Below are 25,516 nucleotides of genomic sequence, written 5' to 3'. Positions count from 1 at the left end.
CCGACCACGGAGACCCTGCATGAGCGCGACTCCCGCCTCCGACGTGCGCATCCGCTTCGAGGATGTCTGCGTGGACTACCCGACCGCCGACGGTCCGATGCGCGTGCTCGACGGCATCAATTACGAAATCCGCCAGGGCGAGTTCGTCTCGGTGATCGGCCCCTCGGGCTGCGGCAAGACCACCATGATGGGACTGGTGGGCGGCTTCGTGCAGCCCACCGCCGGCCGCGTGCTGCTCGACGGCCAGCCGGTCGGCGGGCCCGGGCCCGACCGTGGCGTGATCTTCCAGGAATACGGCGTGTTCCCGTGGCTGACGGTGCGCGAGAACATCGCCTTCGGCCTGAACCTGCGCAGCAACCGCGTGGCGGCCGGCGAACGGGCGCAGATCTGCCAGCGCTACATGACCCTGATGGGCCTGAGCGACTTCGCCCACCACTATCCCAAGCACCTGTCCGGCGGCATGCGCCAGCGCCTGGCGCTGGCGCGCGCCTATGCGGTCAAGCCGCAGTTCCTGCTGATGGACGAGCCGTTCGGCGCGCTCGACGCGCAAACCCGCTCGGCCATGCAGGACCTGCTGCTGCAGGTGCAGATGACCGAGGGCAAGACCGTCATGCTGATCACGCATTCGGTCGAGGAAGCCATCTACCTGTCGTCGCGCATCGTGGTGGTCACCGCGCGGCCGGCGCGCATCCGCACCATCATCGACGTGCCGTTCGGCTACCCCCGGGCCGAGAACCTGCACGAGGACCCGCGCTTTGGCGAGCTGCGCTCGCACATCCGCGCGCTGGTCATGGAAGAGTATGCCAAGCAGGCGCGCCAGACCGTGCGCCTGTCCGATTGAAGCCCACTCGAGGAGCCACACCATGATGAACCCGCAGCGCAGAACCTTGCTCAAGACCGGCGCCCTGGCGGCCGCCATGGCCGGCATCGGCATCCCCTCCCTGGCGCGCGCCCGCGACAAGGTGCGCGTCGGCTATCTGCATACGCCGGCCGTCGACGGCCAGATCTGGACCGGGCAGCAGACCGGCGCGTTCGCCAAGCACGGGCTGGACCTGGAACTGATCCAGTTCACCACCGGCCTGGAACTGTTCCAGGCCATGATAGGCGGCAGCCTGGACATGCTCTCGACCGGCGCGGTGGTGTCGAACTTCCCGGCGCGCGGACAAGGCAAGGTATTCCTGGTCAACAATATCGAATACGCCACCGCCCAGCTGTGGGTGCGCGACGACGCGGGCATCAAGACCCTGGCCGACCTCAAGGGCAAGAAGATCTCGACCACCACCGGCACCACCGCGCACGTGTTCCTGGACCGCGCCCTGCGCAGCGTCGGCCTGCAGGCCGGCAAGGACGTGCAGATCGTCAACCAGCGCATGGCCGAGGCCGTCACCTCGTTCATTTCGGGCGCGGTGCCGGCGGTGGCGCTGTGGGTGCCGTTCGACGTGACCATCCGCCAGAAGCTGCCCGGCGCGCGCAAGCTGCTCGACGCCTCGACCTTCTACCCCGAGGCGGCCATCGTGGGCGGCTGGGCGGCGCGCAACGACTACTACGACAAGAACCCCAAGATCATCAATGCCCTGATCCAGGCCTGGGCCGAGACCAACGACTACCTGCTGTCGCATACCGACGAGGCTCTGGTGGCCTTGCAGAAGAACCACTACCAGCAAGTCCCGCTGCCGGACCTGAAAGAGCAGTTCAAGGCGTCGAAGTATTTCACCGCGGCCGAATGGCGCCAGCGCTATGCCGACGGCACGGTGACCAGGTGGCTGCAGCAGGTCACCGACTTCTTCGTGCAAAGCGCCAACATCGCCCAGCCGGTGCCGGCCGAGCGCTATTTCGATCCCAAACCCTACCTGGAGGCCGTGCGCGCCTGAGCGCGCCCAGGATCCGATGCCGCCCGCCCTCTGCGCTTCGTATGACTACATCATCGTCGGCGCCGGCTCGGCCGGCTGCGTGCTGGCCAACCGCCTCACCGCCGACCCGGCCTGCCGCGTACTGCTGCTGGAGGCCGGCGGCGAGGGCCGCAACTTCTGGCTGCGCCTACCGGTGGGGTACTTCCGCTCGATCTACGATCCGCGCTTCTCGTGGCAGTTTCCGGTCGAGCCCCAGGCCGAGACGGGCGAGCGCCCCATCGTCTGGCCGCGCGGCCGCGTACTGGGCGGCTCCAGTTCGATCAACGGGCTGATCTACATCCGCGGCCAGCACGCGGATTACGACGACTGGGCGCGCGCCGGCGCGCAGGGCTGGGGCTATCGCGACGTGCTGCCCTACTTCCGCAAGTCCGAGCGCTACAGCGGCGGCGCGAGCGAATACCACGGCGGCGCCGGCGAGCTGTGCGTCTCGGACCTGCGCAACGACCACCCGCTGTGCCGCGACTGGGTCGAGGCCGGACTGCAGGCCGGCTTCGACCCCAATCCCGATTTCAACGGCGCGCGCGACAGCGGCCTGGGCAATTACCAGCTCACCCTCAAGGGACGCTGGCGCTGCAGCGCTGCCACCGCGTTCCTGCATCCGGTGCGCGGCCGGCCCAACCTGACCGTGCTGACCGGCGTGCGCGTCACGCGCCTGCTGATCGACGGCGGCGTCTGCCGCGGCGTGGAATGGGTGGACGAACGCCGGCGCGGCCAGCCGGTGCGGACGCAGGCCGACGCCGAGGTGCTGCTGGCCGCCGGCGCGCTGCAATCGCCGCAGCTGCTGCAGCTGTCGGGCGTGGGCCCGGCCGAACTGCTGCGCCGCCACGGCGTCGCCTTGCAGGTGGATGCGCCGGAAGTCGGCCGCAATCTGCAGGACCACTACCAGGCGCGCGTCATCGTCAAACTGAAGCATCCGCTCTCGCTCAACGACGACGTGCGCAAGCCCCTGAAGATGCTGGGCATGGGCGCGCTGGCTGCTGCGCCAGGATGGTCCGCTGACCGTGGGCGCCGGCCAGGTGGGCGGCATGGTGTGCAGCGAGCACGCGCGCGACGGGCGCGCCGACGTGCTGTTCAATGTGATGCCGTTGTCGGTGGACAAGCCCGGCGACGCGCTGCATGGCTTCTCGGGCTTTTCGGCGTCGGCCACGCAGTGCCGGCCGCTGTCGCGCGGCACGGTGGCGCTGCGCAGCGCCGACCCGTTCGAGGCGCCGCGCATCGTCGCCAACTACCTGACCGACCCGCACGATATCAAGGTGCTGGTGGCGGGGTTGAAACTGCTGCGCGAGATCTACCACCAGCCGGCGTTTCGCCAGCACCTGAGCGGCGAGGAATACATGCCGGGCGCAGCCATCCGCGGCGATGCCGACCTGGAACAGTTCGCGCGCACGCGCGGCGGCACGGTCTTCCACGCCAGCGGTTCGTGCCGCATGGGCGGCGACCCGGCCTCGGTGGTGGACCCCGCCCGAGCTGCGGGTGCGCGGGGTGGACCGGCTGCGGCTGATCGATGCGTCGGTGATGCCGGCGATGGTATCGGCCAACACCAATGCCGCGGCCATCCTGATCGGCGAGAAAGGCGCCGACCTGGTGCGGGGCAGGCAGCGGCTGGACGCCGCCTGACCCGCTGCCGGGCTTACTCGGCCTTCACGCCGGCTTCGGCGATCACGGTGGCCCACTGCTGGCGCTCGGCGCTGATGCGCGCGGCGGCGTCGGCAGGCGTGGTCCAGGTCGAGATGGCGCCCTGGTTCAGCAAGGCGGTCTGCACCTCGGGCTTGGCCAGCGCTTCCTTGAGCACGGCGTTCAGGCGCTCGACCACCGGGACCGGCGTGCCGGCCGGCGCGGCGATGCCGAACATCGAACTGACCTGGAAATTGGGCAGGCCGGCCTCGGCCGTGGTCGGCACGTCGGGCAGCGATTCGACGCGCTGCGCCGAGGCCACCGCCAGCGCGCGCAGCTTGCCGCCCTTGACGTTGCCCTGCGCCGCCGGCACGGTCTCGATCATGCTGAGCACCTGGCCGCCCATCAGGTCGGTCATGGCCGGGCCGCTGCCCTTGTACGGCACGTGCAGCAGGTCCACGCCCGCCACGCGCTTGAACATTTCGCCGGCCAGGTGCTGCGGCGAACCGTTGCCGGCCGACGCCATGGTCAGGTAGCCGGGCTTGGACTTGGCCAGCGCGATCAGGCTTTGCAGCGAATCGGCCGGCACGGCGGGATTGACCACGAACACCAGCGGCACCGTGCCCACGATGGCCACGGGCGCGAAACTCTTCTCGATGTCGTACGACACGCGGCCCTGGTAGAGCACGGCGTTGATGGCGTGGCTGGTCATGGCGCCCATCAGGATGGTGTAGCCATCCGGCGTGGCCTTGGCCACCACGTCGGCGCCGATGTTGCCGGCCGCGCCGGCGCGGTTCTCGACCACCACCGACTGGCCCAGCGCACCGCTCATTTCCTTGGCCAGCACGCGGCCGATCACGTCCGTGGCGCCGCCCGGGGGGTACGGCACGATCATGCGGATCGGACGGTCGGGGTAGGCGCTCTGCGCGGCGACGGGCTGCAGCGCGAAACCGGCGCACAGCGCCAGCATGGAACAGAGGGCGGCGCGGCGCGGCAGGCGCGCGGATTGACGGTCGGACATGGATGTTCTCCTCCTGTGTGCCGGGTGGTGGATCTGGACGGAGCGGGTGCAGGCGCCCCGCTCGCTTTGGCCGCAGTGTAGGCGCCATTTCTTGATTGATGAATACGTATTTTTCTATTGAATGATCTATATAACAGATCAATAAAGAAAATCCTGGAATTCGCTTGCGGCCTGGATTGCGCGCTGGCTATGATAGCCGCCACGATTATCAATAATATTATCGAGGTGTTCCATGACCCAGCGCGACCAAGGCGGCAAGCCGCCCGGCGGCCTGTCCAAGGGCCTGACCAACTACGGCGACACCGGCTTTTCGCTGTTCCTGCGCAAGGCCTTCATCAAGGGCGCGGGCTATACCGACGACGCGCTGGCGCGCCCGGTCATCGGCATCGTCAACACCGGCAGCAGCTACAACCCCTGCCACGGCAACGCCCCGCAGCTGGTCGAGGCGGTCAAGCGCGGCGTGATGCTGGCCGGCGGGCTGCCGGTGGACTTTCCCACCATCTCGGTGCACGAGAGCTTCTCGCAGCCCACCAGCATGTACCTGCGCAACCTGATGTCGATGGACACCGAAGAGATGATCCGCGCCCAGCCCATGGACGCGGTGGTGCTGATCGGCGGCTGCGACAAGACGGTGCCCGCGCAGCTGATGGGCGCGGCCTCGGCCGGCGTGCCGGCCATCCAGCTGGTGACCGGCTCGATGCTGACCGGCTCGCACCGCGGCGAACGGGTCGGCGCCTGTACCGATTGCCGCCGCTACTGGGGCCGCTACCGCGCCGACGAAATCGACACCGCCGAGATCACCGACGTCAACAACCAGCTGGTGGCCAGCGTGGGCACCTGCTCGGTGATGGGCACCGCCAGCACCATGGCGTGCCTGACCGAGGCGCTGGGCATGATGATCAGCGGCGGCGCCTCGGCGCCCGCGGTCACGGCCGACCGCATCCGCGTGGCCGAACGCACCGGCGCCACCGCCGTGGCCATGGCCGCGGCGCGCCTGACGCCCGAGCGCATCCTGACCGGCAAGGCCATCGAGAACGCGTTGCGCGTGCTGCTGGCCATCGGCGGCTCGACCAACGGCATCGTGCACCTGACGGCCATCGCCGGCCGCCTGGGCATCGACATCGACCTGACCGGCCTGGACCGCATGAGCCGCGAGACACCGGTACTGGTGGATCTCAAGCCCTCGGGCCAGCACTACATGGAAGACTTCCACAAGGCCGGCGGCATGCCGGCGCTGCTGCGCGAACTGCGCCCGCTGCTGCACCTGGACGCCCTCACCGTCTCGGGCCGCACGCTGGGCGAAGAGCTCGACGCCGCGCCCGCGCCGTTCGCGCAGGAGGTGATCCGCGCCTTCGACGCCCCGATCTACCCGGTGGGCGGGCTGGCGGTGCTACGCGGCAACCTGGCGCCGGGCGGCGCCATCATCAAGCAGTCGGCCGCCGACGCCCGGCTGATGGAGCACGAAGGCCGCGCCGTGGTGTTCGAGGACGCCGAAGACATGGCGCGCCGCATCGACGACGACGCGCTCGATGTCACGGCCGACGACATCCTGGTGCTCAAGCGCATCGGCCCCACCGGCGCGCCCGGCATGCCCGAGGCGGGCTACATGCCCATTCCGCGCAAGCTGGCGCGCGCCGGCGTCAAGGACATGGTGCGCGTATCCGACGGCCGCATGAGCGGCACCGCCGCCGGCACCATCGTGCTGCACGTCACGCCCGAGGCCGCCATCGGCGGACCGCTGGCCCACGTGCGCAATGGCGACCGCATCCGCCTGTCGGTGCGCCAGCGCGAGATCAGCCTGCTGGTCAGCGAGGCCGAGCTGGCGCAGCGCGCGGCCGCCCAGCCGATCGAACGGCCGCAGGCCGAGCGGGGCTACCGCAAGCTGTTCCTCGACACGGTCACGCAGGCCGACCAGGGGGTAGACTTCGACTTCCTGCGCGCACCCGCCAGCAAGCAAACCGTGCCGCCTCGCTGAGCCGCCATGACCCTGACCGCCCTGCCCGCCGACCCGCCGCCCGCCGACGCCCTGGACCTGGACCTGGCGGTGGAACAGCTGGAAGAAGACATCGTCTTCGGCCGGCTGTTTCCGCGCCAGCGCCTGACCGAGGACGAACTGATGGCGCGCTTCGGGCTGAAGCGGCACGCGGTGCGCCAGGTGCTGGCGCAGCTGGAACAGCGCGGCGCGGTCGAGCGCAAGCGCAACGTGGGCGCCGAAGTGCGCGCCTTCACGGCGCGCGAAGTCATGGACCTGTACGACCTGCGCGAACTGCTGGAGACGCGCGCGGCCGAGCGCATCGCCCTGCCCGTGGACGAGGCGCGCCTGGCCGCGCTGGTGGCCGTGCAGCGCGAGCACGACGCCGCGGTGGCCGCAGGCAACGCGCGGCGCGTGTTCCGCAGCAACCAGCGGTTTCACCGCGAATTGTTCGGCCTGCTCGACAACCCGGTGCTGCAACAGGCCATCGAGGAATACGCGCGCCGCACCCACCCGATCCGCTTCGGCAGCCTGGCCGCGGCCGGCTACCGCGAGCGCGCACGCCAGGAACACTGGGCCATGATCCAGGCGCTGCGCCAGGGCGACCGCGCCGCCCTGGTGGCCCTGTGCCGCAACCATCTGCTGCCTTCGCGCGACGCCTATCTGGCCGCCGCCGGACTGCGCGCCAGCGCCTGAACGCCTCGTCCTGACACGCAACGGCCGGGCAAACCCCTATGGCGGCCTTGCCTCCCGGCCCGGTAGCGTAGCGAAAAATCTTTGATTAAAGATCAAATGCCTGCGCTCACCCACCCCGATCCGCTCGTCCATACCTCCGTCAACGAAGCCATCTACCGCCGCCTGCGCGACCACCTGATGCGCGGCGACTACGCCGCCGGCGCGGTGCTCGGCATCCAGGAACTGGCCGATGCGTTCGGCACCAGCGCCATGCCGGTGCGCGAGGCGCTGCGCCGGCTGGTCACGCAGCGCGCGCTCGAACCGATGAAGAGCCGCTCGGTGCGCGTGCCGGTGATCTCGCGCGCCAGCCTGGAGGACATCCGCCGCGCCCGCGTGCTGATCGAGGGCCATGTCACCGCCTGGGCGGTCGAGCACATCACCGCGCCGGAACTGGCCGAGCTGCGCGCGCTGGCCGACCAGATCGGCAGGTCGCTCAGCGATACGGCGTCGGTCCAGGCCGGGCTGGAGAACAACCAGCGCTTTCACTTCACCATTTACCGCGCCGCGCGCTCGGACTCGATGCTGGCCACCATCGAAAGCCTGTGGCTGCAGTCCGGGCCCTACCTGCGCGCCACGCGCGAGCTGATGCATTCCGACGAGCGCCCCTCGGCCGAACTGCACGCCGCCATCGTCGACGCCATCGCGCGGCGCGACGCCGAAAGCGCGCGCGCGGTCATGGCGCAGGACATCAGCTGGGCCTTCGACAGGCTGCAGGCGCTGCAGCCCGCCATGCCCTAGCCGGCGCCGCCCTTCTTCGCCTTTTCCATGGAACCGATTCATGTCCCTGCATAAGCACCGTTCCCGCATGGTTACCCAAGGCCTGACGCGCACCCCGCATCGCGCCTTCCTGCGCGCCACCGGCTTCGACGACGCCGCCCTGGAGAAATCCATGGTCGGCATCGTGAGCACGCAAGGCGAGAACACGCCCTGCTCCATGGCGCTGGGGCCGCAGGCCGACCGCGCCCGCCTGGGCGTGGCCGCCGGCGGCGGCGTGCCGGTCAGCTTCTCGACCATCTCGATCTCCGACGGCACCTCGATGAACCATGCGGGCATGCGCATGAGCCTGCTGTCGCGCGAGACCATCGCCGACAGCGTCGAGCTGGTGGTGCGCGGCCACGCCTATGACGCACTGGTGGCGTTCGCCGGCTGCGACAAGACGCTGCCGGCCATGATGATGGCCATCGTGCGGCTGAACGTGCCGGCGGTGTTCCTGTACAGCGGCGCCACCCTGCCCGGCCATGCGGCCAGCGGCCAGGTCACCATCCTCGACACCATCGAAGCCGTCGGCCGGGTACAGCACGGCACCATGCCGGCGGCCGAGCTCAAGGCGATGGAGCGCACCTGTACGCCCTCGGCGGGCTCGTGCCCGGGCCAGTTCACCGCCAACACCATGGCCATGGTGGGCGAGGCGCTGGGCCTGTCGCCGCTGGGTTCGGCGATGATGCCCGCGGTCTACAGCGAACGGCTGGCCATCGCGCAGCGCGCCGGCGAGCACGTGATGCGCGCCCTGGCCGCGGGCGGCCCGCTGCCGCGCCAGCTGGTGACGCGCGCCAGCCTGGAGAACGCCTGCGCCGCGGTGGCGGCCACCGGCGGCTCGACCAACGCGGCCCTGCACATTCCCGCCATCGCGCACGAGGCCGGCATCGCCTTCACGCTGGACGACGTGGCCCGGGTGTTCAAGCGCACGCCGCTGATCGCCGACCTGCAACCCGGCGGCCGCTATCTGGCGCGCGACCTGCACGAGGCCGGCGGCGTGCCGGTGGTGCTCAAGGCGCTGCTGGACGGCGGCCATATCGACGGCAGCGTGCTGACGCTCGACGGCCGCACCCTGGCCGAGGCCCTGGCCGACACGCCCGCGCCCGACGGCAAGGTGGTGCGCGCCTGCGGCCAGGCCCTGCACCCCACCGGCGGCGTCGCCGTGCTCAAGGGCAATCTCAGCCCCGATGGCGCGCTGCTGAAGATCGCCGGCCTGAAGTCGCTGAAATTCTCCGGGCCGGCGCGCGTGTTCGAGAACGAGGAAGCCTGCATGCGCGCGGTGTCCACGCACGCCTACCAGCCGGGCGAAGTCCTGGTCATCCGCAACGAAGGCCCCCGGGGCGGGCCGGGCATGCGCGAGATGCTCAGCGTCACGGCCGCCCTGTATGGACAGGGCATGGGCGAGAAAGTGGCGCTGCTGACCGACGGCCGCTTCTCGGGCGCCACGCGCGGCCTGTGCATCGGCTACGCCGGGCCGGAAGCGGCCGCCGGCGGCCCCATCGCGCTGCTGCGCGATGGCGACATGATCCACATCGACGCCGAGGCCGATACGCTGGACGTGGCGCTGTCCGACGAAGAGCTGGCGCGGCGCCGCGCCGCCTACCAGGCGCCGCCGCAGGCGCGCCTGGCCGGCGCGCTGGAGAAATACGCCGCGCTGGTGCGCCCGGCCTGCCTGGGCGCGGTCACCCACTCCGGCCAGGTCGATTGGCCTTACGAAACGCCGGAGGCCGAATGAGCGCCACCCTGGCTTTCTGCGGCGCCGGCCTGATGGGCGCGCCGATGATACGGCGGCTGCTGGCGGCCGGCCATCGGGTGCGCGTATGGAACCGCAGCGCGGCCAAGGCACAGGCGCTGGCGGCCGACGGCGCGGTGGTCTGCGCCACGCCGGCCGAAGCGGCGGCGGGCGCGCAGGCGGTGTTGCTGTGCCTGACCGACCTGGCCGCGGTGCAGGCCACGGTGTTCGGGCCGCACGGCGTGGCCGACGTGGCCGGCGGCCTGCTGGTGGACCACTCCAGCATCGAGCCGGACGCCACCCGCGCGCTGGCCGCGCGCCTGCTGGCCGCCAGCGGCCGCGTATGGATCGACGCGCCGGTCTCGGGCGGCGTGGCCGGCGCGCAGGCCGGCACGCTGTCCATCCTGGCGGGCGGGCCGGCCGCGGCGATCGAGGCCGCGCAACCCTGGCTGCGCGCCTACGCCGGCCGCGTGACGCGGCTGGGCGATACGGGCGCCGGCCAGATCGGCAAGCTGTGCAACCAGACCATCGTGGCCACCACGGTCAACGCCATCGCCGAGGCCGTGGCCCTGGCCCGCCGCAACGGCATCGACGTCGCCGCCCTCGATACCGCCCTGGCCGGCGGCTGGGCCGATTCGGTCTTGCTGCGCATCTTCGTGCCGCGCATGACCGCGCCCGTCGACCAGCCGCTGGGCGCCCTGCAGACCATGCTGAAAAACCTGGAGAACGTGGCCGCCCTGGCCGCCGCCAGCGGCACGCAACTGCGCGGGCTGCAAGGCGTGCTCGACAGCTACCGCACCGCCGCCGCGCGCGGCCTGGGCCCCGGCGACCTGTCCGACATCGTGCGCGTGGCGTGGCCCGAACGGCCCGCCGCGCCCACCAGGGAGCCCGCATGAAACTGGCCGCCAACCTGACACTGCTGTACCCCGGCCTGCCGCTGGCCGCGCGCATGGCCGCCGCGCGCGAAGACGGCTTCGCGGGAGTGGAGATCCTGTTTCCGTACGACCAGCCGCCCGCGCAATTGGCGGCGCAGCTGCGCGAGCACGGCCTGGCCCTGGCGCTGGTCAACACGCCGCTGGGCGCGGCCGGCGAAAAAGGCCTGGCCTGCGTGCCCGGGCGCGAAGCCGATTTCGGGGCCGCGCTGGACCAGGCGCTGGCGCTGTGCCGCGCCACCGGCTGCCGCATCGTGCACGCCATGGCGGGCATGCCGCCGGCGCCCGCCGGCATGGACGAATGCCGCGCCACGCTGATCGGCAACCTGCAGCGAGCCGCGCCGCGCGCCGCCCAGGCCGGCGTCACGCTGACCCTGGAGCCGCTCAACCGCGCCGACATGCCGGGCTATTTCTATTACCTGCCCGAGCAGGCCGCCGACATCATCCGCGCGGTCGACCATCCGAACGTCGGCCTGCAGTTCGACATCTATCACAACCTGCGCGAAGGGCTGGACCCGCACGCCGAGCTGCGCCGCGTGCTGCCGCTGGTGCGCCACGTGCAGTTCGCCGGCCCCGACGGGCGCCACGAACCCGATCCGGCCAGCCCGCCGGTGGCCGCCACCCTGCGCCTGCTGGCGCAAAGCGGCTATGGCGGCTGGATGGGCTGCGAGTACACGCCGCGCGGCCTGGCCAGCGCCGGCCTGAAGGCCTGGCGCGGCGCCTACGACGCCGCCTGCGGCAGCGGAGGTGCGGCATGCGCGTCCTGATCACCGGCGCCAACGGCTATATCGGCCGCGCCCTGGCCGAGCGCCTGTGCGCCCTGCCCGGCGTGCCCGGCTATGGCGCGCTCGAACAGCTGACGCTGTGCGACCTGGCCTTCGACGCCGCGCCGGCCGACCCGCGCGTGCGCCAGGTGGCCGGCGACTTCGCCGACCCCGCCACGCTGGCGGCCATCACCGATCCGCCGCCGGACCTGGTGTTCCATCTGGCCTGCGTCGCCAGCGGACGCGCCGAGCTGGAGTTCGAGCTGGGCCTGCGCGTCAACCTGGAAGGATCGCTGCGATTGCTGGAGCAGCTGCGCCGCCAGGGCCGCTCGCCCGGACTGGTGTTCACCAGCAGCATCGCCGTCTACGGCGCGCCGCTGCCCGCGCTCGTCACGGACGACACGCCGCTGGCGCCGGCGCTGAGCTATGGCGCGCAGAAGCAGGCAGTCGAAATCCTGTTGGCCGACTACACCCGGCGCGGCTTCGTGCGCGGGCGCGCCGTGCGCCTGCCCGGCGTGGCGCCCCGCCCGCCGGCGCCCAACGGCGCCTGGTCGGCCTTCTCCAGCACGCTGCTGCGCGCGCTGGCGGCGGGCCAGCCTTGCGAAATGCCGGTCGGCCCGCAGGCCACGCTGTGGCTGATGTCGCTGCCGTGCTGCGTGGACAACCTGCTGCGCGCCGCCGAGCTGACCGCCCAGGCGCCGCCGCCCGGCGGGCGCACCGGCTGGACGCTGCCGGCGCTACGCGTGTCGGTGCGCGACATCGTGCAGGCCTTCGATGCGCGCAGCCAGGGCGCGGCCACGCCGTTGGTAAGTTACACGCCGCGCCCGGATATCGAGGCGCAGTTCGGCAACCAGCCGCCCCTGCAATGCGATGCCGCGCAGGCGGCGGGCTTTCGCCACGACAGCAGCCTGCCGGCGCTGCTGGAGCGGGCCGTCGGCCCGCCGCCTTGATCCTGTCGCACCAACGGCCCGCCGCCGAGCGGGCCATCCCATAAAACAAGGAGACATGATGCACAAGACCCTCGCCGCCGCCCTGTTCGCCCTTGGCCTTGCGGGCACGGCCCCCGCCATCGCGCAAAAGCCGGTCGAGCTCACCCTGTCGAGCTGGCTGCCGCCCACCCATGCGGTCGTGGCGGACTTCCTCATGCCCTGGGGCGAGGAAATCCGCAAGGCCACCGATGGCCGCGTGACGCTGCGCCTGCTGCCCAAGGCGGTCACCAACCCGGCCGGCCACTTCGACGCCGTGCGCGATGGCCTGGTCGACGTGACCTTCGTCTCGCACGCCTATTACCCCGGGCGCTTCCAGCTGACCAAGTTCGCCGTGCTGCCGTTCTCCGGCGACACCGCGACCTCGCGCTCCATCGCGGCCTGGGACACCTACGAGAAATACCTGCTCAAGGCCGACGAGCACAAGGGCGTGCGCCTGCTGGGCATCTACGCGCACGGCCCGGGCATCGCCTTCACCACCAGCAAGCCGGTCAAGCAGATCGGCGACTTCCAGGGCCTGAAGATCCGCGTCGGCGGCGGCATGGCGGCCGACGTGGCCAAGGCGGTGGGCGCCAGTCCCATCGCCAAGCCGGCGCCCGAGTCGTACGAACTGCTCAGCACCGGCGTGGCCGACGGCGTGTTCTTCCCGGCCGAATCGCTGGTGTCGTTCAAGCTGGACAGCATCATCAGGCACGCCACCGAATTCCCCGGCGGCCTGTATTCGGACACGCACGCAGTCATCATCAACCGCGACGCCTTCGCGCGCCTGTCCAAGCAGGACCAGGACACGCTGGTGCGCCTGTCGGGCCGCCACCTGGCCGAGCTGGCCGGACGCGCCTGGGACACGCACGACGCGGCCGCGCGCAAGGTGCTCGAAGGCGGCGAGATCGAACTGGTCAAGGCCGACGACGCGCTGATCGAGGCCGTGCGCGAACGCACCAAGGGGTTCGAGCAGGCATGGCTGGACGCGGCCAAGGCCAAGGGCATCGACGGGCCCGCCGCGCTGGCGTCGTTCCGCGCCGAGATCAAGCAGCTGGACCAGCAACGCTGAGCGCGCGCCATGCGGATCCTGGACCGGGCCGTCACGGCCCTGCTGCGCGCCATCGTGGTCATCAGCCTGTGCGGCATGAGCCTGCTGACGGTGGCCGACGCCACCGGACGCTACCTGCTCAACCGTCCCATCATGGGCACCGTCGAGATGGTCGAGCTGCTGATGGTGGCGGTGATCTTCGCCAGCATCCCGCTGGTGACCCGCGCGCGCGGCCACATCACGGTCGACAGCTTCAGCCACCTGTTCTCGCCCGCGACCCTGCGCGCGCAGGACTGCGTGGCCGGCCTGCTGGCGCTGACGGTCAGCGCCTGCCTGGCCTGGGTGGCGCTGCGCAAGGCGCAGAGCACCGCCGACTACGGCGACATGACGCCCATGCTCAACATTCCCCTGGCACCCTTCGTATACGCCATGGCGGTACTGCTGGCCCTGGACGCCGCCTACCGGCTGGCGGCCCTGGTCGGGCCTGCCGCTACGCAGCCGGAACCGACCCAAGATGATTGAATCCCTATCCGCCCTGGGCGCCATGCTGGCGCTGGTTTTCATGCGCGTGCCCGTGGCCTTCGCCATGGCGCTGGTCGGCTTCGTCGGCCTGGGCCTGCTGCGCGGCTGGCCGCCCGCCTACGCCATGGCCGGCTCGGTGATCTACGAAAGCGGCTTCCAGTACCTGCTGTCGGTGCTGCCGCTGTTCATCCTGATGGGCAACTTCGTCACCGAATCGCGCATGTCGCGCGAACTGTACGCCGCCGCCCACGCGCTGCTGGGCCACCGGCGCGGCGGCCTGGCGATGTCCACCATCGCCGCCTGCGGCGGTTTCGGCGCCATCTGCGGCTCCAGCCTGGCGACGGCCGCGACGATGGCCAAGGTCGCCTATCCGGAAATGCGCCGCATGGGCTACAGCGAGAAGCTGGCGGCCGGTTCGATCGCCGCCGGCGGCACGCTGGGCGTGCTGATTCCCCCCTCCATCATCATGGTGGTGTATTGCCTGCTGACCGAACAGAGCATCGGCAAGATGTTCGCCGCCGGCGTGCTGCCCGGCGTGCTGGCGATCCTGTGCTACATGGCGGCGGTGGCCTGGGTGGTGCGCCGCGATCCGGCCGCGGGGCCGCGCGGCCCGCGCAGCACCTGGCCGCATACCCTGCACGCGCTGCGGCAGGTCTGGATGGTGCTGGCGCTGATCGGCATGCTGCTGGGCGGCATCTACGGCGGCCTGTTCACGCCGGCCGAGGCCGCCGGCGTCGGCGCCTTCCTCAGCTTCCTGTTCGCCTGCAGCCGGCGCGCCATGACGTGGCGCCGCTTCCTGGACGTGGTGGTCGAATCGGCCAAGACCACCGGCATGATCTTCGTGGTGATGATAGGCGCGCTGATGCTGGCCAATTTCATCAACTTCACCTCGCTGCCGCAGGACTTGCTGGACGTGGTCGCCCGCCACCAGCTCAGCCCGCTGACGGTGATCCTGGCCATCTGCGTCATCTACATCGTGCTGGGCTGCGTGCTGGAGAGCATGTCCATGATCCTGCTGACGGTGCCGGTGTTCTACCCGCTGGTGCAGAGCCTGGGCTTCGACCTGATCTGGTTCGGCGTCATCGTGGTGGTGGTCACCGAGATCAGCTTCATCACGCCGCCCTTCGGCATGAATGTGTTCGTGCTGCGCGGACTGCTGCCCGGCGTGTCCACGCCCACGATCTTCCGCGGCGTCATGCCGTTCGTGGTCAGCGACGTGGTGCGCCTGGCGATCCTGGTGCTGTTTCCCTCGATCTCGCTCTTGCTGCCGTCGTACGTGCGCTAGGGGCCGCCGGCGCGGGCTTGTACGCCGAGGCGGCCAGGTGCTCGCGCAGCTGCGCCACCAGCGCGGCCGCCGCCGGCGACAAGGTACGGTTGCGCGAGGTCACCAGGCCGATGGAGCGCTCGGCCACCGGCCCGGTCAGCGGGTGCTCGACGATGCCGCTGTGCGCCACCGCGGCGGCGGCGATCTCCGGCAGGGCCGCCACGCCGAAGCCGCACTCCACCATGGCGACGATGGTGGCCAGGTGCTCGGCCTCGAAGGCGGGCTGGAAACGGATGCGGTTCTGCAGGAAGGCCCACTCCGCGTACTGGCGCACGCTGCTCGGATGCACCATCGACACGTGCGGCGCGGCCAGCGTATCGGCCCAGCGCAGCGGCCCCTTGCCGCGCGCCAGCGCGTGGTCCTGCGGGATCAGCAGGATGAAGCTGTCGGACATCATGGGCACATAGTGCAGGTCCGCCTGCTGCGGATCGGCCGCGGTCAGCGCGAAGTCGACCTCGCCGGCGCGCACCAGGTCGAACGCCGGGCCCGACAGCGTGTCGTGCACTTTCAGCGCCACCCCGGGATGGGCCTGCCGGTACGCCATCAACACGCGCGGCAGCAGGCGCGCGGCCAGCGACGGCAGCGCCGCCACCGCCACCTGGCCGTGCTCGGCGCTGGCGATGCCGCTGACCGCGTCGATGGCCTCGCGAAACGCCACCTGCAGCGAGGCGGCCTGCTGCATGAACACCTCGCCGGCGGCCGTCAGCCGCACGGTGCGCGTGGTGCGGTCGAACAGGCGCACGCCCAGCGCCTCCTCGATGCGCAGCACCTGGGTCGACAGTGCCGATTGCGACAGGTGCAGCTGCGCCGCCGCCTGCCGGAAATTGAGCGTGCGGCCCAATACCAGGACGGTCTCGATATCGCGCATGGACAGATTGATCTTCACGGCGCCTCACTGATCTAATTTATCGATCATTCTATCCAAAAAATCTGATTCATCAATCAAAGCCGTTTCCCTACACTGGCTGGCATTGCGAACACTCCTGCGAGAAGGAACAACATGAGCTCTCCCGATTCCGCGCTGGGCCGTCCCGGCGCCAGCCATGCGGTCGTCATCGGCGGCGGCACCATGGGCGCCGACGTGGCGGTGGTGCTGGCGCGCGCGCTGTGCCGCACCACGGTGGTGGAACCCGACGCCGCGCGCGCCGCCGCGCTGCCGCGCCGCGCCGCCGACAACCTGGCGCAGGCCGGCCGCGCCGAGGGCGCCGCGCACATCGCGGTCGTGCCCGGCCTGGACGCGGTCGAATGGGACTCGGTCGGCCTGGTGATCGAATGCGTTCCCGAGCGCCTGGACATCAAGCAGGCGCTGTTCGCCGAGCTGGCGCGCCGCGCGCCGGCCCACGCCATCCTGGCCAGCAACAGCTCCAGCTTCCCGATCAGCGCCATCGGCGCCGGCCTGCCCACGCGCGAGCGCATGCTGGGCCTGCACTTCTTCATGCCGGCGCACCTGGTGCCGCTGGTCGAGGTGGTGCTGTGCGAGGCCAGCGACCCGGCCTGCGCCGACGTCCTGATCGCCTTCATGCGCCGCTGCGGCATGGTGCCGGTCAGGGTCGCGCAGGACCTGCCGGGCTTTCTGGCCAACCGCCTGCAGCACGCCCTGTCGCGCGAAGCCTTCGATCTCATCGACCGCGGCATCGCCTCGCCCGAGGACGTGGACGCGGCGGTGCGTTTCGGTTTCGGCTTCCGCTTCCTGGCCGCCGGCCCGGTCATGCAGCGCGACCATGCCGGCATCGACGTGCACGCGGCCGCCGGCGCGACCATGTACCCAACGTTCTGCAACGCCGATACGCCGGCGCGCTGCCTGACCGAGCGCGCCGCCGACGGCCGCCACGGCATGAAGGCCGGCACGGGCTTCTATGCATGGACGCCCGAGACCATCGCCGCCGAGCGCGCCCGCTACGACCGCCTGCTGCGCGCCGGGCTGGACCTGCTCGGCGCCGAGCTGCCGGAGATCCAGCCATGAGCCCGTCGCTGTTCGCCGCGGGCGCGCAGGCCGCGCTGGCCGACTCGCCCCTGATCGTCACGGTGGCGCCCAATGGCGCCTACAAGACCGCCGCCGACCACCCCGCCGTGCCGCTGACGGCGGCGGCGCTGGCGGCCGAGGCGCGCGCCTGCCTGGACGCCGGCGCGGCCATGATGCACATGCATGTGCGCACGCCCGAAGGCCGCCATTCGCTGGACGTGGCGGCCTACCGCGAGGCGCTGGCGGCGGTGCGCCAGGCCGTGGGCGAAGAACTGCTGGTGCAGGTCACCAGCGAAGCGGCTGGCGTCTACCGCGCCGCCGAGCAGATGGCCATGGTGCGCGAACTGCGCCCCGAAGCCGTTTCGATGGGCCTGCGCGAGATCGCCGTGCCCGAGATGCCAGAACGCGAGCTGGCCGACTTCCTGGCCTGGGTCGCAGCCGAACGCATCATGGCGCAGATCATCCTGTACGACGCCGCCGACGTGGCCAGGTGGCAGGCGCTGCGCGCGCGCGGCCTGGCGCCTGAAGGAGCCTGGTCGGTGCTGTTCGTGCTGGGCCGCTACTCGGCCGGCCAGGTGTCCTCGCCGCGCGACCTGCTGCCCTTTCTCGAGGTCTACGACGGATCGCTGCCCTGGGCCGTGTGCGCCTTCGGCCGCGAAGAGAACGCCTGCGTGGCCACCGCGGCCGCGTTCGGCGGCCATATGCGGGTGGGCTTCGAGAACAACCTCAAGCTGAGCGACGGCGCGACCGCGCCGGGCAACGCCGCCCTGGTGGCCCAGGCCGCGCAGGCTGGCCGCGTGCTGGGCCGGCCCATCGCCACCGCCGCGCAGGCGCGCGAGATCTACGGACGCCTGGCATAGCCAGCGGTGCCTGCCCCAGCGGGGACAGGCACACGCACGGGCAGACGCCGTGAAATCTTGCAGGTGCCTGTCTCCGCAGGGTGCCTGTCTCCGCAGGGTGCCTGTCCCCGCAGGGGGACAGGCACCCTGGCCGCAGGCGTCGTTCCCCCCTACGGGGACAGACACGCCGAAGGGTCGGATGACGCCGGCGCGATCGCGCGCCAGGCCCGCAGCTTGGCGGCGAAATCCATCGCTGCATGGGCCGGGCTGGTCGACGGCAGCGCCACGTAGCGCAGATGCGCCAGGCCGTGCAGGCGCGGCAGCACGTGGCGGCGATACAGCGTCGCGGCGGCCGCGCCGTTCAAGCCCACGCAGGCGATGCCCGGATGCGAGGCGAAGAAGGCCTGGAAATCGTTCGGGCGCACGCTATCGGCGACGATGGCGGCGTCCAGGCTGCCCGGGCGCTCGCAGGCCTGCAGCACGTCCCACAGGGCCACGCCGGCCCGCTGCAGGGCCTGCACGCGGTGGGCATAGGGCTGCGCGGCGTCCAGGCCGAACAGCTCGGCGGCGATCGGCCAGAATGCATTGCGCGGATGCCCGTAGTACTGCTGCGCCCGCAGCGAAGCCACGCCCGGCATGCTGCCCAGCACCAGCACGCGCGCGTCGGCGCGCGCCAGGGCCGCGAACCCCGCTACCTGCGCCATACGCTGGCCAGCCATTGCTGCTGCTCGCGCGGCAGCCCGGCGGGCCGGTAATAGTGCTCCAGGGCCTGGAAGCCCGCCGCTTCCAGCAGCGCGCGCCACGACTCCCAGTCATGCCACACCCCATAGCGGCCGCGCGACCAGCCCTCTTCGTTGCCGCCGCGCGGGTTGGAGCAGAACAGCACGCCGCCCGGCTTGAGCGTGTCGCGCAGCTCGCCCAGCACGCGCGGCAATTCCTGCGTCGGCACGTGAAACAGCGACGCGTTGGCGAAGATGCCGTCGAAACGCCCGGCCGGCAGCGCCAGCCGCAGGAAATCCTGCTGCCACACTTCGCAGCCGGTGGCCTGATGCGCCATGGCCACGAAGTGCGCCGCGCCGTCCAGGCCGACGGCCGCGTGCCCCAGCGCCGCGAACGTCTTGAGGTCGCGGCCCGGGCCGCAGCCGAAGTCCAGGATGGCATACGGCGGATCGCCCTGTATATGGCGCAGCAGGGCCGCGATGTTCTGGCTTACGTCGTGGTCGCGCGTGCCGACCTCGAACGAGACAGCGTTGTCGTCGTAATGGGCCAGCGTCAGCGCCGCGATCTGGCGCAGGTCGTCGGAAGTCAAGGTCATGGCGCGATTGTGCCGCAAAGCGGCGCCGGCGCGGCGGCGAAACGCCGCGCCGCTCCGGCCTCAGGCCGCCATGCGCCGCTCGATGGCGGTACGCGTCAACGGCAGATCCTCGGGCAGGCGCGCGGCCAGCTGGGTGAACAGCTCGTCGTGCAGCGCCAGCTCGGCGCGCCATGCCGGCAGGTCCACCGAGATGACCTGCTCGAACTTGTCGGGGCTGAATTCCAGCCCGGTCCAGTCGATATCGCCGTAGGCCGGCGAGATGCCGAACACCTGGTCGACCCCGCCGGCCTGCCCATCCAGGCGGCCCAGCATCCAGCGCAGCACGCGCATGTTCTCGCCGAATCCCGGCCACACGAACTTGCCGTCCGGTCCCTTGCGGAACCAGTTGACGCAGTAGATGCGCGGCAGCGTGGCGCCGGTCTCTTCGAGACGGCGGCCCAGCTTGAGCCAGTGGTCGAAGTAGTCGCTCATGTTGTAGCCGCAGAACGGCAGCATGGCGAAGGGGTCGCGCCGCACCACGCCTTGCTGGCCAGCCGCGGCGGCGGTGGTTTCCGAGCCCATGGTGGCGGCCATGTAGACGCCCTCGACCCAGTTGCGCGCCTCGGTGACCAGCGGCACGGTGGTCGAGCGGCGCCCGCCGAAGATGAAGGCGTCGATCGCCACGCCCTTGGGGTTTTCCCATTCGGGGTCGATGGACGGGCACTGCGCGGCCGGCGCCGTGAAGCGGGCGTTCGGGTGCGCGGCCTTGCGGCCGGTCTCGGCGGCGATGGCCGGCGTCCAGTCCTGGCCCTGCCAGTCGATCAGGTGCGCCGGCGGCGTGTCGGTCATGCCTTCCCACCACACGTCGCCGTCGTCGGTCAGCGCCACGTTGGTGAAGATCACGTTGGCCTTGAGCATGGCCATGGCATTGAAATTGGTCTTCTCGCTGGTGCCCGGCGCCACGCCGAAGTAACCCGCCTCGGGATTGATGGCATGCAGCCGGCCGTCCGGGCCGGGCTTGATCCAGGCGATATCGTCGCCGATGGTGGTGACCTTCCAGCCGTCCATGCCGTGCGGCGGGATCAGCATCGCGAAATTGGTCTTGCCGCAGGCCGACGGGAACGCCGCGGCCACGTGGTATTTGCGGCCCTTGGGCGAGGTCACGCCCAGGATCAGCATGTGCTCGGCCAGCCAGCCCTCGTCGCGGCCCATGGTCGAGGCGATGCGCAGCGCGAAGCACTTCTTGCCCAGCAGCGCGTTGCCGCCGTAGCCCGAACCGAAGCTCCAGATCTCGCGCGTCTCGGGGTAGTGCACGATGTACTTGGTGGGGTTGCACGGCCACGCCACGTCCTGCTGCCCTTCGGCCAGCGGCATGCCCACGCTGTGCACGCACGGCACGAAGGCGCCGTCGCTGCCCAGCACGTCAAAGACCTTGCGGCCCATGCGCGTCATGATGCGCATGTTCACCACCACATAGGGGCTGTCGCTCAGCTCCACGCCGATGTGGGCGATGGGCGAGCCCAGCGGCCCCATCGAGAACGGCACCACATACATGGTGCGGCCGCGCATGGCGCCGTCGAACAGGCCGCCGAGCGTCTCGCGCATGGCCTGCGGGGCGGCCCAGTTGTTGGTGGGACCGGCGTCTTCCTCGCGCTCGGAACAGATGAAGGTGCGGTCTTCCACACGCGCCACGTCCGAGGGATCGGAACACGCCAGGTACGAGTTGGCGCGCTTGGCCGGATTGAGACGGCGCATCGTGCCGCCCTGGACCATCTGTTCGCACAGGCGGTCGTACTCCTCCTGCGAGCCGTCGCACCACACCACGCGGTCCGGCTTGGTCAGGGCAGCGATCCGTTCCACCCACGCGATCAACCCGCTGTGCTTGACATAGTCGGGCACGTTGAGCGCGACGGGTTTGACTTCGGATGGCTTGTTCATCGGTAGGGTCTCCTGCGGTGTAACAACGCTGGCCGGGGCATGGCCGGGCCAGCAGCATTGGAATGGGCCTCATCATACTTGCGACCTCCGGCCCCACCAACTCGGCCAGTTGCATGAGCCGGGGACAAACCCGGGTTTACCCTAGGAAAAAAGGTAATATCCCGATTCAAAATCAATGGGAGGGCGCATGCCCCGATCGACAGCCCGCGCCGCCTGGAAGCGCGAGCTCGCCGCCACGCTGGCGCTCGGCCTGCCGCTGGTGCTGACCAATCTGGCACAAATGGCCATGACTGTTACCGATGTGATCTTCATCGGACGGCTCGGATCACAGGCGCTGGCTGCCAGCGCCCTGGGCGCCAACCTGTTCACCGCCATCGAATTCTTCGGCCTGGGCCTGGTCGCGGCCACCGCGCCGATGGTCGCGCATGCGCTGGGCCGGCGCGGCAACACCGTGCGCGACGTGCGCCGCACGGTGCGCCAGGGCCTGTGGACCGCGGTGATCTATTCGGTGCCGGGCTGCCTGCTGCTGTGGCACGGCGAAGCCATCCTGCTGGCCATCGACCAGCCCCCCGAGCTGGCCGCGCAGGCCGGCGCCTACCTGCGCGCGCTGATGTGGGCCATGCCGCCCTTCCTGGGATTCCTGGTGCTGCGCTCGTTCGTGACGGCGCTGCAGCGCCCGCGCTCGGCCTTCCTGATCGCGCTGGCCGCGATCGTGCTGAACGTCTTCGGCAACTGGGTGCTGGTGTTCGGCAACCTGGGCGCGCCGGCGCTGGGCCTGGTGGGCGCCGGCCTGGCCAGCGCGCTGGCCACGCTGGGCCTGTTCCTGGGCATGGTCGGCGTGGTCTGCCTGGACCGCCGCTTCCGCCGCTACCATCTGTTCGGCGACGTCTGGCAACCGGACTGGCAGCGCCTGGCCGAGTTCTGGAAACTCGGCCTGCCGATCGGCGCGGCCACCGCGTTCGAAGTCACCATCTTCAACGCCGCGGCCTTCCTGATGGGCTGGCTGGGCGAACCGGAGCTGGCCGCCCACGCGATCGCCATCCAAATCGCCAGCGTCACGTTCATGATTCCCTACGGCATTGCCCAGGCGGCCACGGTGCGCGTGGGACACGCGTACGGCGCGCGCCAGCCCGACCAGGTCGCGCGCGCCGGCTGGTGCGCCTTCTCGCTGGGCATCGGCAGCATGGCGATCGCCGCGGCGCTGATGCTGCTGGCGCCCGGCCTGCTGGTGTCGGCCTTCCTGGACATCGGCGACCCCGCCAATGCCCAGGTCCTGCGGCTGGCCACCGCCTACCTGGCGGTCGCCGCCCTCTTCCAGATCGTCGACGGCGCGCAGGTGCTGGGCGCCGGCATGCTGCGCGGCCTGCACGACACCCGCGTGCCCATGCTGTACGCGGCGCTCGGCTATTGGGGCGTGGGCCTGCCCAGCGGCGCGGCGCTGGCGTTCTGGGCCGGCTGGCGCGGCGTGGGCGTCTGGAGCGGGCTGGCCATCGGCCTGGCGCTGGTGGCCGTGCTCATGATGCAGCGCTGGCTGCGCCGCGACCGCGTGGGGCTGCTGCGGCGCGCCTAGCCGCCCTTCTCTCTTTTCAGGACATTCCCATGACCACGACATTTCCTCCCCTGAACGCCGAGCGCCTCTGGTCGCGCGTCGAAACCCTGTCGCGCATGACCTTGCCGGACGTGCCCTGGACGCGACGCGCCTTCTCGCCGCTGTTCGAGCAATCGCGCCAATGGCTGCGCGCCGAATTCGAGGCGGCCGGCCTGGCGGTGCGCCTGGATGCCGGCGGCAACCTGGCGGGCACGCGCCCCGGCCGCGACGCCGCCCGCCGCCCCATCGCCACCGGCTCGCATTGCGACACCGTGATGGCCGGCGGCCGCTTCGACGGCATCATCGGCGTGCTGGCCGGCATCGAAGTGGCGCACACCCTGCACGAGCAGGGCGTGACGCTGGAGCACCCGTTCGAAGTCATCGACTTCCTGTCCGAAGAGCCGAGCGACTACGGCATCTCCTGCGTGGGCAGCCGCGCGCTGAGCGGCCAGTTGACGCCCGACATGCTGGCCGCGCGCAACGCCGATGGCGAGACGCTGGCCGAGGGGCTGCGCCGCATCGGCGGCGACCCGGACGCGCTGGGCGCCCCGCTGCGCGGCCCCGGCCAGACCGCCGCCTTCGTCGAGCTGCACATCGAACAGGGGCCCGTGCTCGAAAGCCGCGGCCTGCCGATCGGCGTGGTCACCAACATCGTCGGTATCCGGCGCGTGCTCATCACCGTGCACGGCCAGCCCGACCACGCCGGCACCACGCCCATGGATATCCGCCGCGACGCGCTGGTGGGCGCGGCGCGCGTCATCGACGCGGCGCACCGCCGCGCCAGCACGCAGAGCGGCAAGCCGCACTACGTGGTGGCCACCATCGGCCGCATCGCCATGACGCCCAACGCGCCCAACGCCGTGCCCGGCATGGTCGAACTGATGCTGGAAGTGCGCAGCGACAGCGACGCCGTGCTGGACGCGTTTCCCGAGGCCATCATGGCGGAAGTGGCGGACGCGCTGGCCGCGCTGCGCCTGTCGGCCGCAATGGCGCCGGTCAGCCGCGCCCACCCCACCGATTGCGCGCCGCTGGTGATGGATGCCGTCGAAGACGCCGCCACCCGCCTGGGCTATGCCTCGATGCGCCTGCCCAGCGGCGCCGGCCACGACGCCGTCTACATGGCGCCCACCGGCCCGATCGGCATGATCTTCGTGCCCTGCCTGAACGGCCGCAGCCACTGTCCCGAGGAGTGGCTGGAGCCGTCGCAGCTGCTCGACGGCACGCGCGTGCTGTACGAAACCGTGCTGGAACTCGATCGCCGCCTGTCGCGCTAGCTGCGGCCGGCGGGCCGGCGATGCGGTAGCATAGCCGGCCCGCCCCCGAGTTTCCCCATGGACCAGATCGAACTGACCGACGGCACCGCCGACCGTTACCTGCTGGATGCGCCGGGCCTGTCGCTGCTTGTCTTCCACAGCCGCACCTGCGCCACCTGCGGCGTGGCGCGCCAGCGCCTGCCCGAGTTCGACCTGCCGGTCGACCGCCTGTGCTGGATCGACGCCGGCGAGAACGGCGGGCTGGTGCAGCGCTATGAAGTCTTCCACCTGCCGGCGCTGTTCGTCACGCGCGACGGCGCCTACTACGGGCCGGTCAGCGCGCAACTGGCCGACTGGGACCTGCGCCAGCAGATCAGCCTGGCGCTGGACAGCTACCCGGCCGAACTGCCATGACCATGGCCGCCGCCGCGCCGCTGCGCCGTCCGCTGGACGGTTTCGCCACTTACGTCATGCTGGCGCTGTGCATCTGCTGGGGCTTCCAGCAGATCGCCATCAAGCTGGTGGCCGCCGATGTCTCCCCCACCCTGCAGATCGGCCTGCGCTCGGCCTTCGCCGCGGTGGTGCTGATCTGGGTGGTGCTGCGCCACGAAGGCCTGGGCGCGTTGCGCGACGGCACGCTGGGGCCCGGCCTGGCGGTGGGCGCGCTGTTCGCGCTGGAATTCCTGCTGGTCGGCGTGGGCCTGGAGTACACCACCGCCTCGCACATGGCGGTATTCCTCTACACCGCGCCCATCTTCACGGCGCTCGGGCTGCATCTGCTGCTGCCCGACGAACGCCTCAAGCCGCTGCAGTGGCTGGGCGTGGCGGTGGCCTTCGGCGGCATCGCCACCGCCTTCCTGGGCAAGGGCCACGCGGCCGTGCCCGGCATGCTGCTGGGCGACCTGCTCGGCGTGCTGGCCGGCGCGGCCTGGGGCGCCACCACGGTGGCGATCCGCAAATCCTCGCTGTCCGAGGCGGCGCCGGCCAAGACTCTGTTCTACCAGATGCTGATGGCCGGACTGGCCCTGCCCGCCTTTCATTTCGCCAGCGGCGGCGCCGCGCCCGTCTGGTCCGGCGCGGCCCTGGCCAGCCTGGGCTTCCAGTCGGTGGTCGTGGCGCTGTCGAGCTACCTGGCCTGGTTCTGGCTGCTACGCCGCTATCTCGCCACCCGCCTGGCGGTGCTGTCGTTCATGACGCCGCTGTTCGGCGTCACCTTCGGCGTGCTGATCCTCGACGAGCCGCTGGACTCGGGCTTCGTCATCGGCGCGGTGCTGGTGCTGGCCGGCATCACGCTGGTCAGCGGCGCCGAGCTGCTGCGCGAGAAGCTGCGGCGCCGGACATAA

General features: G+C 71.0%; 23 protein-coding genes and 1 pseudogene. 19 read left to right on the top strand and 5 right to left on the bottom strand.

The window, feature by feature from the left end; translation table 11 throughout:
- The first annotated feature begins 19 nt into the window (after positions 1–19).
- The 3 genes and pseudogenes from LK409_RS04860 (at position 20) to LK409_RS04850 (ending at position 3,527) form a co-directional block, all read left to right on the top strand.
- The gene (locus tag LK409_RS04860) at positions 20–841 is read left to right on the top strand and encodes an ABC transporter ATP-binding protein (protein ID WP_010928011.1); all 822 of its coding nucleotides are present in this window, start codon (positions 20–22) and stop codon (positions 839–841) included.
- A gap of 22 nt (positions 842–863) precedes the next feature.
- Positions 864–1,871: an ABC transporter substrate-binding protein gene (locus tag LK409_RS04855; protein WP_003812109.1), complete on the top strand. Its 1,008-nt coding sequence runs from the start codon at positions 864–866 to the stop codon at positions 1,869–1,871.
- A 16-nt stretch (positions 1,872–1,887) separates the two neighbouring features.
- Positions 1,888–3,527, top strand: a pseudogene (locus LK409_RS04850) (GMC family oxidoreductase).
- A gap of 13 nt (positions 3,528–3,540) precedes the next feature.
- On the opposite strand, the gene LK409_RS04845 reads toward LK409_RS04850, so the two are convergent.
- Positions 3,541–4,545: a Bug family tripartite tricarboxylate transporter substrate binding protein gene (locus LK409_RS04845; RefSeq protein WP_010928010.1), complete on the bottom strand. Its 1,005-nt coding sequence runs from the start codon at positions 4,543–4,545 to the stop codon at positions 3,541–3,543.
- Positions 4,546–4,777: 232 nt separating this feature from the next.
- On the opposite strand from LK409_RS04845, the gene LK409_RS04840 reads away from it, so the two are divergent.
- From LK409_RS04840 to LK409_RS04795, 10 genes are all read left to right on the top strand, one after another.
- On the top strand, positions 4,778–6,520 hold the full coding sequence (locus LK409_RS04840) for an IlvD/Edd family dehydratase (RefSeq protein WP_010928009.1): 1,743 nt from the start codon (positions 4,778–4,780) through the stop codon (positions 6,518–6,520).
- A 6-nt stretch (positions 6,521–6,526) separates the two neighbouring features.
- The gene (locus LK409_RS04835) at positions 6,527–7,213 is read left to right on the top strand and encodes a GntR family transcriptional regulator (protein ID WP_010928008.1); all 687 of its coding nucleotides are present in this window, start codon (positions 6,527–6,529) and stop codon (positions 7,211–7,213) included.
- 96 nt (positions 7,214–7,309) lie between these two features.
- Positions 7,310–7,990, top strand: a complete 681-nt coding sequence (locus LK409_RS04830; RefSeq protein WP_003817039.1) for a GntR family transcriptional regulator — start codon at positions 7,310–7,312, stop codon at positions 7,988–7,990.
- Between the two features lie 40 nt (positions 7,991–8,030).
- Positions 8,031–9,743 carry a dihydroxy-acid dehydratase gene (gene ilvD, locus LK409_RS04825; RefSeq protein WP_010928007.1) on the top strand — a complete coding sequence of 571 codons (1,713 nt, stop codon included), beginning with the start codon at positions 8,031–8,033 and terminating at the stop codon, positions 9,741–9,743.
- Positions 9,740–10,636, top strand: a complete 897-nt coding sequence (locus tag LK409_RS04820; protein ID WP_010928006.1) for an NAD(P)-dependent oxidoreductase — start codon at positions 9,740–9,742, stop codon at positions 10,634–10,636. The genes ilvD and LK409_RS04820 overlap by 4 nt, the downstream gene beginning before the upstream one ends.
- A complete protein-coding gene (locus tag LK409_RS04815; RefSeq protein ID WP_010928005.1) occupies positions 10,633–11,439 on the top strand; it encodes a hydroxypyruvate isomerase family protein in 807 nt (268 codons plus the stop codon). Before LK409_RS04820 ends, LK409_RS04815 begins: the two co-directional genes overlap by 4 nt.
- Positions 11,427–12,386 carry an SDR family oxidoreductase gene (locus tag LK409_RS04810; protein WP_010928004.1) on the top strand — a complete coding sequence of 320 codons (960 nt, stop codon included), beginning with the start codon at positions 11,427–11,429 and terminating at the stop codon, positions 12,384–12,386. The genes LK409_RS04815 and LK409_RS04810 overlap by 13 nt, the downstream gene beginning before the upstream one ends.
- A 55-nt stretch (positions 12,387–12,441) precedes the next feature.
- Positions 12,442–13,473, top strand: coding sequence for a TRAP transporter substrate-binding protein (locus LK409_RS04805; RefSeq protein ID WP_003812137.1), 1,032 nt, complete (start codon positions 12,442–12,444; stop codon positions 13,471–13,473).
- 9 nt (positions 13,474–13,482) lie between these two features.
- Positions 13,483–13,974, top strand: coding sequence for a TRAP transporter small permease (locus LK409_RS04800; protein ID WP_003812139.1), 492 nt, complete (start codon positions 13,483–13,485; stop codon positions 13,972–13,974).
- The gene (locus tag LK409_RS04795) at positions 13,967–15,259 is read left to right on the top strand and encodes a TRAP transporter large permease (protein WP_003812141.1); all 1,293 of its coding nucleotides are present in this window, start codon (positions 13,967–13,969) and stop codon (positions 15,257–15,259) included. Before LK409_RS04800 ends, LK409_RS04795 begins: the two co-directional genes overlap by 8 nt.
- On the opposite strand, the gene LK409_RS04790 is transcribed toward LK409_RS04795, so the two are convergent.
- Entirely contained in the window at positions 15,183–16,184 is a 1,002-nt protein-coding gene (locus LK409_RS04790; RefSeq protein WP_010928003.1) for a LysR family transcriptional regulator, read from the bottom strand. The two genes, LK409_RS04795 and LK409_RS04790, sit on opposite strands and share 77 nt — an antisense overlap.
- A 114-nt stretch (positions 16,185–16,298) precedes the next feature.
- Here LK409_RS04790 and LK409_RS04785 point away from each other — a divergent pair, with 114 nt between their 5' ends.
- Entirely contained in the window at positions 16,299–17,261 is a 963-nt protein-coding gene (locus LK409_RS04785; protein ID WP_003812148.1) for a 3-hydroxyacyl-CoA dehydrogenase family protein, read from the top strand.
- Positions 17,258–18,121 (top strand): BKACE family enzyme, encoded by an 864-nt coding sequence (locus tag LK409_RS04780; RefSeq protein WP_003812150.1) that lies wholly within the window; start codon positions 17,258–17,260, stop codon positions 18,119–18,121. Before LK409_RS04785 ends, LK409_RS04780 begins: the two co-directional genes overlap by 4 nt.
- A gap of 149 nt (positions 18,122–18,270) precedes the next feature.
- Here LK409_RS04780 and LK409_RS04775 read toward each other — a convergent pair whose 3' ends face one another.
- Genes LK409_RS04775 through LK409_RS04765 form a run of 3 tightly spaced genes read right to left on the bottom strand, consistent with a single transcriptional unit; the run spans position 18,271 to position 21,332 of the window.
- Positions 18,271–18,819: a DNA-deoxyinosine glycosylase gene (locus LK409_RS04775; RefSeq protein WP_165326859.1), complete on the bottom strand. Its 549-nt coding sequence runs from the start codon at positions 18,817–18,819 to the stop codon at positions 18,271–18,273.
- Positions 18,792–19,415 (bottom strand): class I SAM-dependent DNA methyltransferase, encoded by a 624-nt coding sequence (locus LK409_RS04770; protein WP_003812158.1) that lies wholly within the window; start codon positions 19,413–19,415, stop codon positions 18,792–18,794. The genes LK409_RS04775 and LK409_RS04770 overlap by 28 nt, the downstream gene beginning before the upstream one ends.
- A 60-nt stretch (positions 19,416–19,475) precedes the next feature.
- Entirely contained in the window at positions 19,476–21,332 is a 1,857-nt protein-coding gene (locus LK409_RS04765) for a phosphoenolpyruvate carboxykinase (GTP) (RefSeq protein WP_010928001.1), read from the bottom strand.
- Positions 21,333–21,519: 187 nt separating this feature from the next.
- Between LK409_RS04765 and LK409_RS04760 the strand changes: the two genes are divergently transcribed.
- Genes LK409_RS04760 through LK409_RS04745 form a run of 4 tightly spaced genes read left to right on the top strand, consistent with a single transcriptional unit; the run spans position 21,520 to position 25,516 of the window.
- Positions 21,520–22,902, top strand: coding sequence for an MATE family efflux transporter (locus LK409_RS04760; RefSeq protein WP_010928000.1), 1,383 nt, complete (start codon positions 21,520–21,522; stop codon positions 22,900–22,902).
- Between the two features lie 29 nt (positions 22,903–22,931).
- Positions 22,932–24,194, top strand: a complete 1,263-nt coding sequence (locus LK409_RS04755; protein ID WP_003812164.1) for a Zn-dependent hydrolase — start codon at positions 22,932–22,934, stop codon at positions 24,192–24,194.
- 57 nt (positions 24,195–24,251) lie between these two features.
- Entirely contained in the window at positions 24,252–24,587 is a 336-nt protein-coding gene (locus LK409_RS04750; protein ID WP_003812166.1) for a YbbN family protein, read from the top strand.
- 2 nt (positions 24,588–24,589) lie between these two features.
- Positions 24,590–25,516: a DMT family transporter gene (locus LK409_RS04745; protein ID WP_003812167.1), complete on the top strand. Its 927-nt coding sequence runs from the start codon at positions 24,590–24,592 to the stop codon at positions 25,514–25,516.

It is taken from the genome of Bordetella parapertussis (assembly GCF_020735925.1).
Lineage (GTDB): Bacteria > Pseudomonadota > Gammaproteobacteria > Burkholderiales > Burkholderiaceae_B > Bordetella > Bordetella pertussis.
The sequence above is the reverse complement of the archived record's forward strand: the minus strand, read 5'-3'. Positions and strand labels throughout refer to the sequence as shown.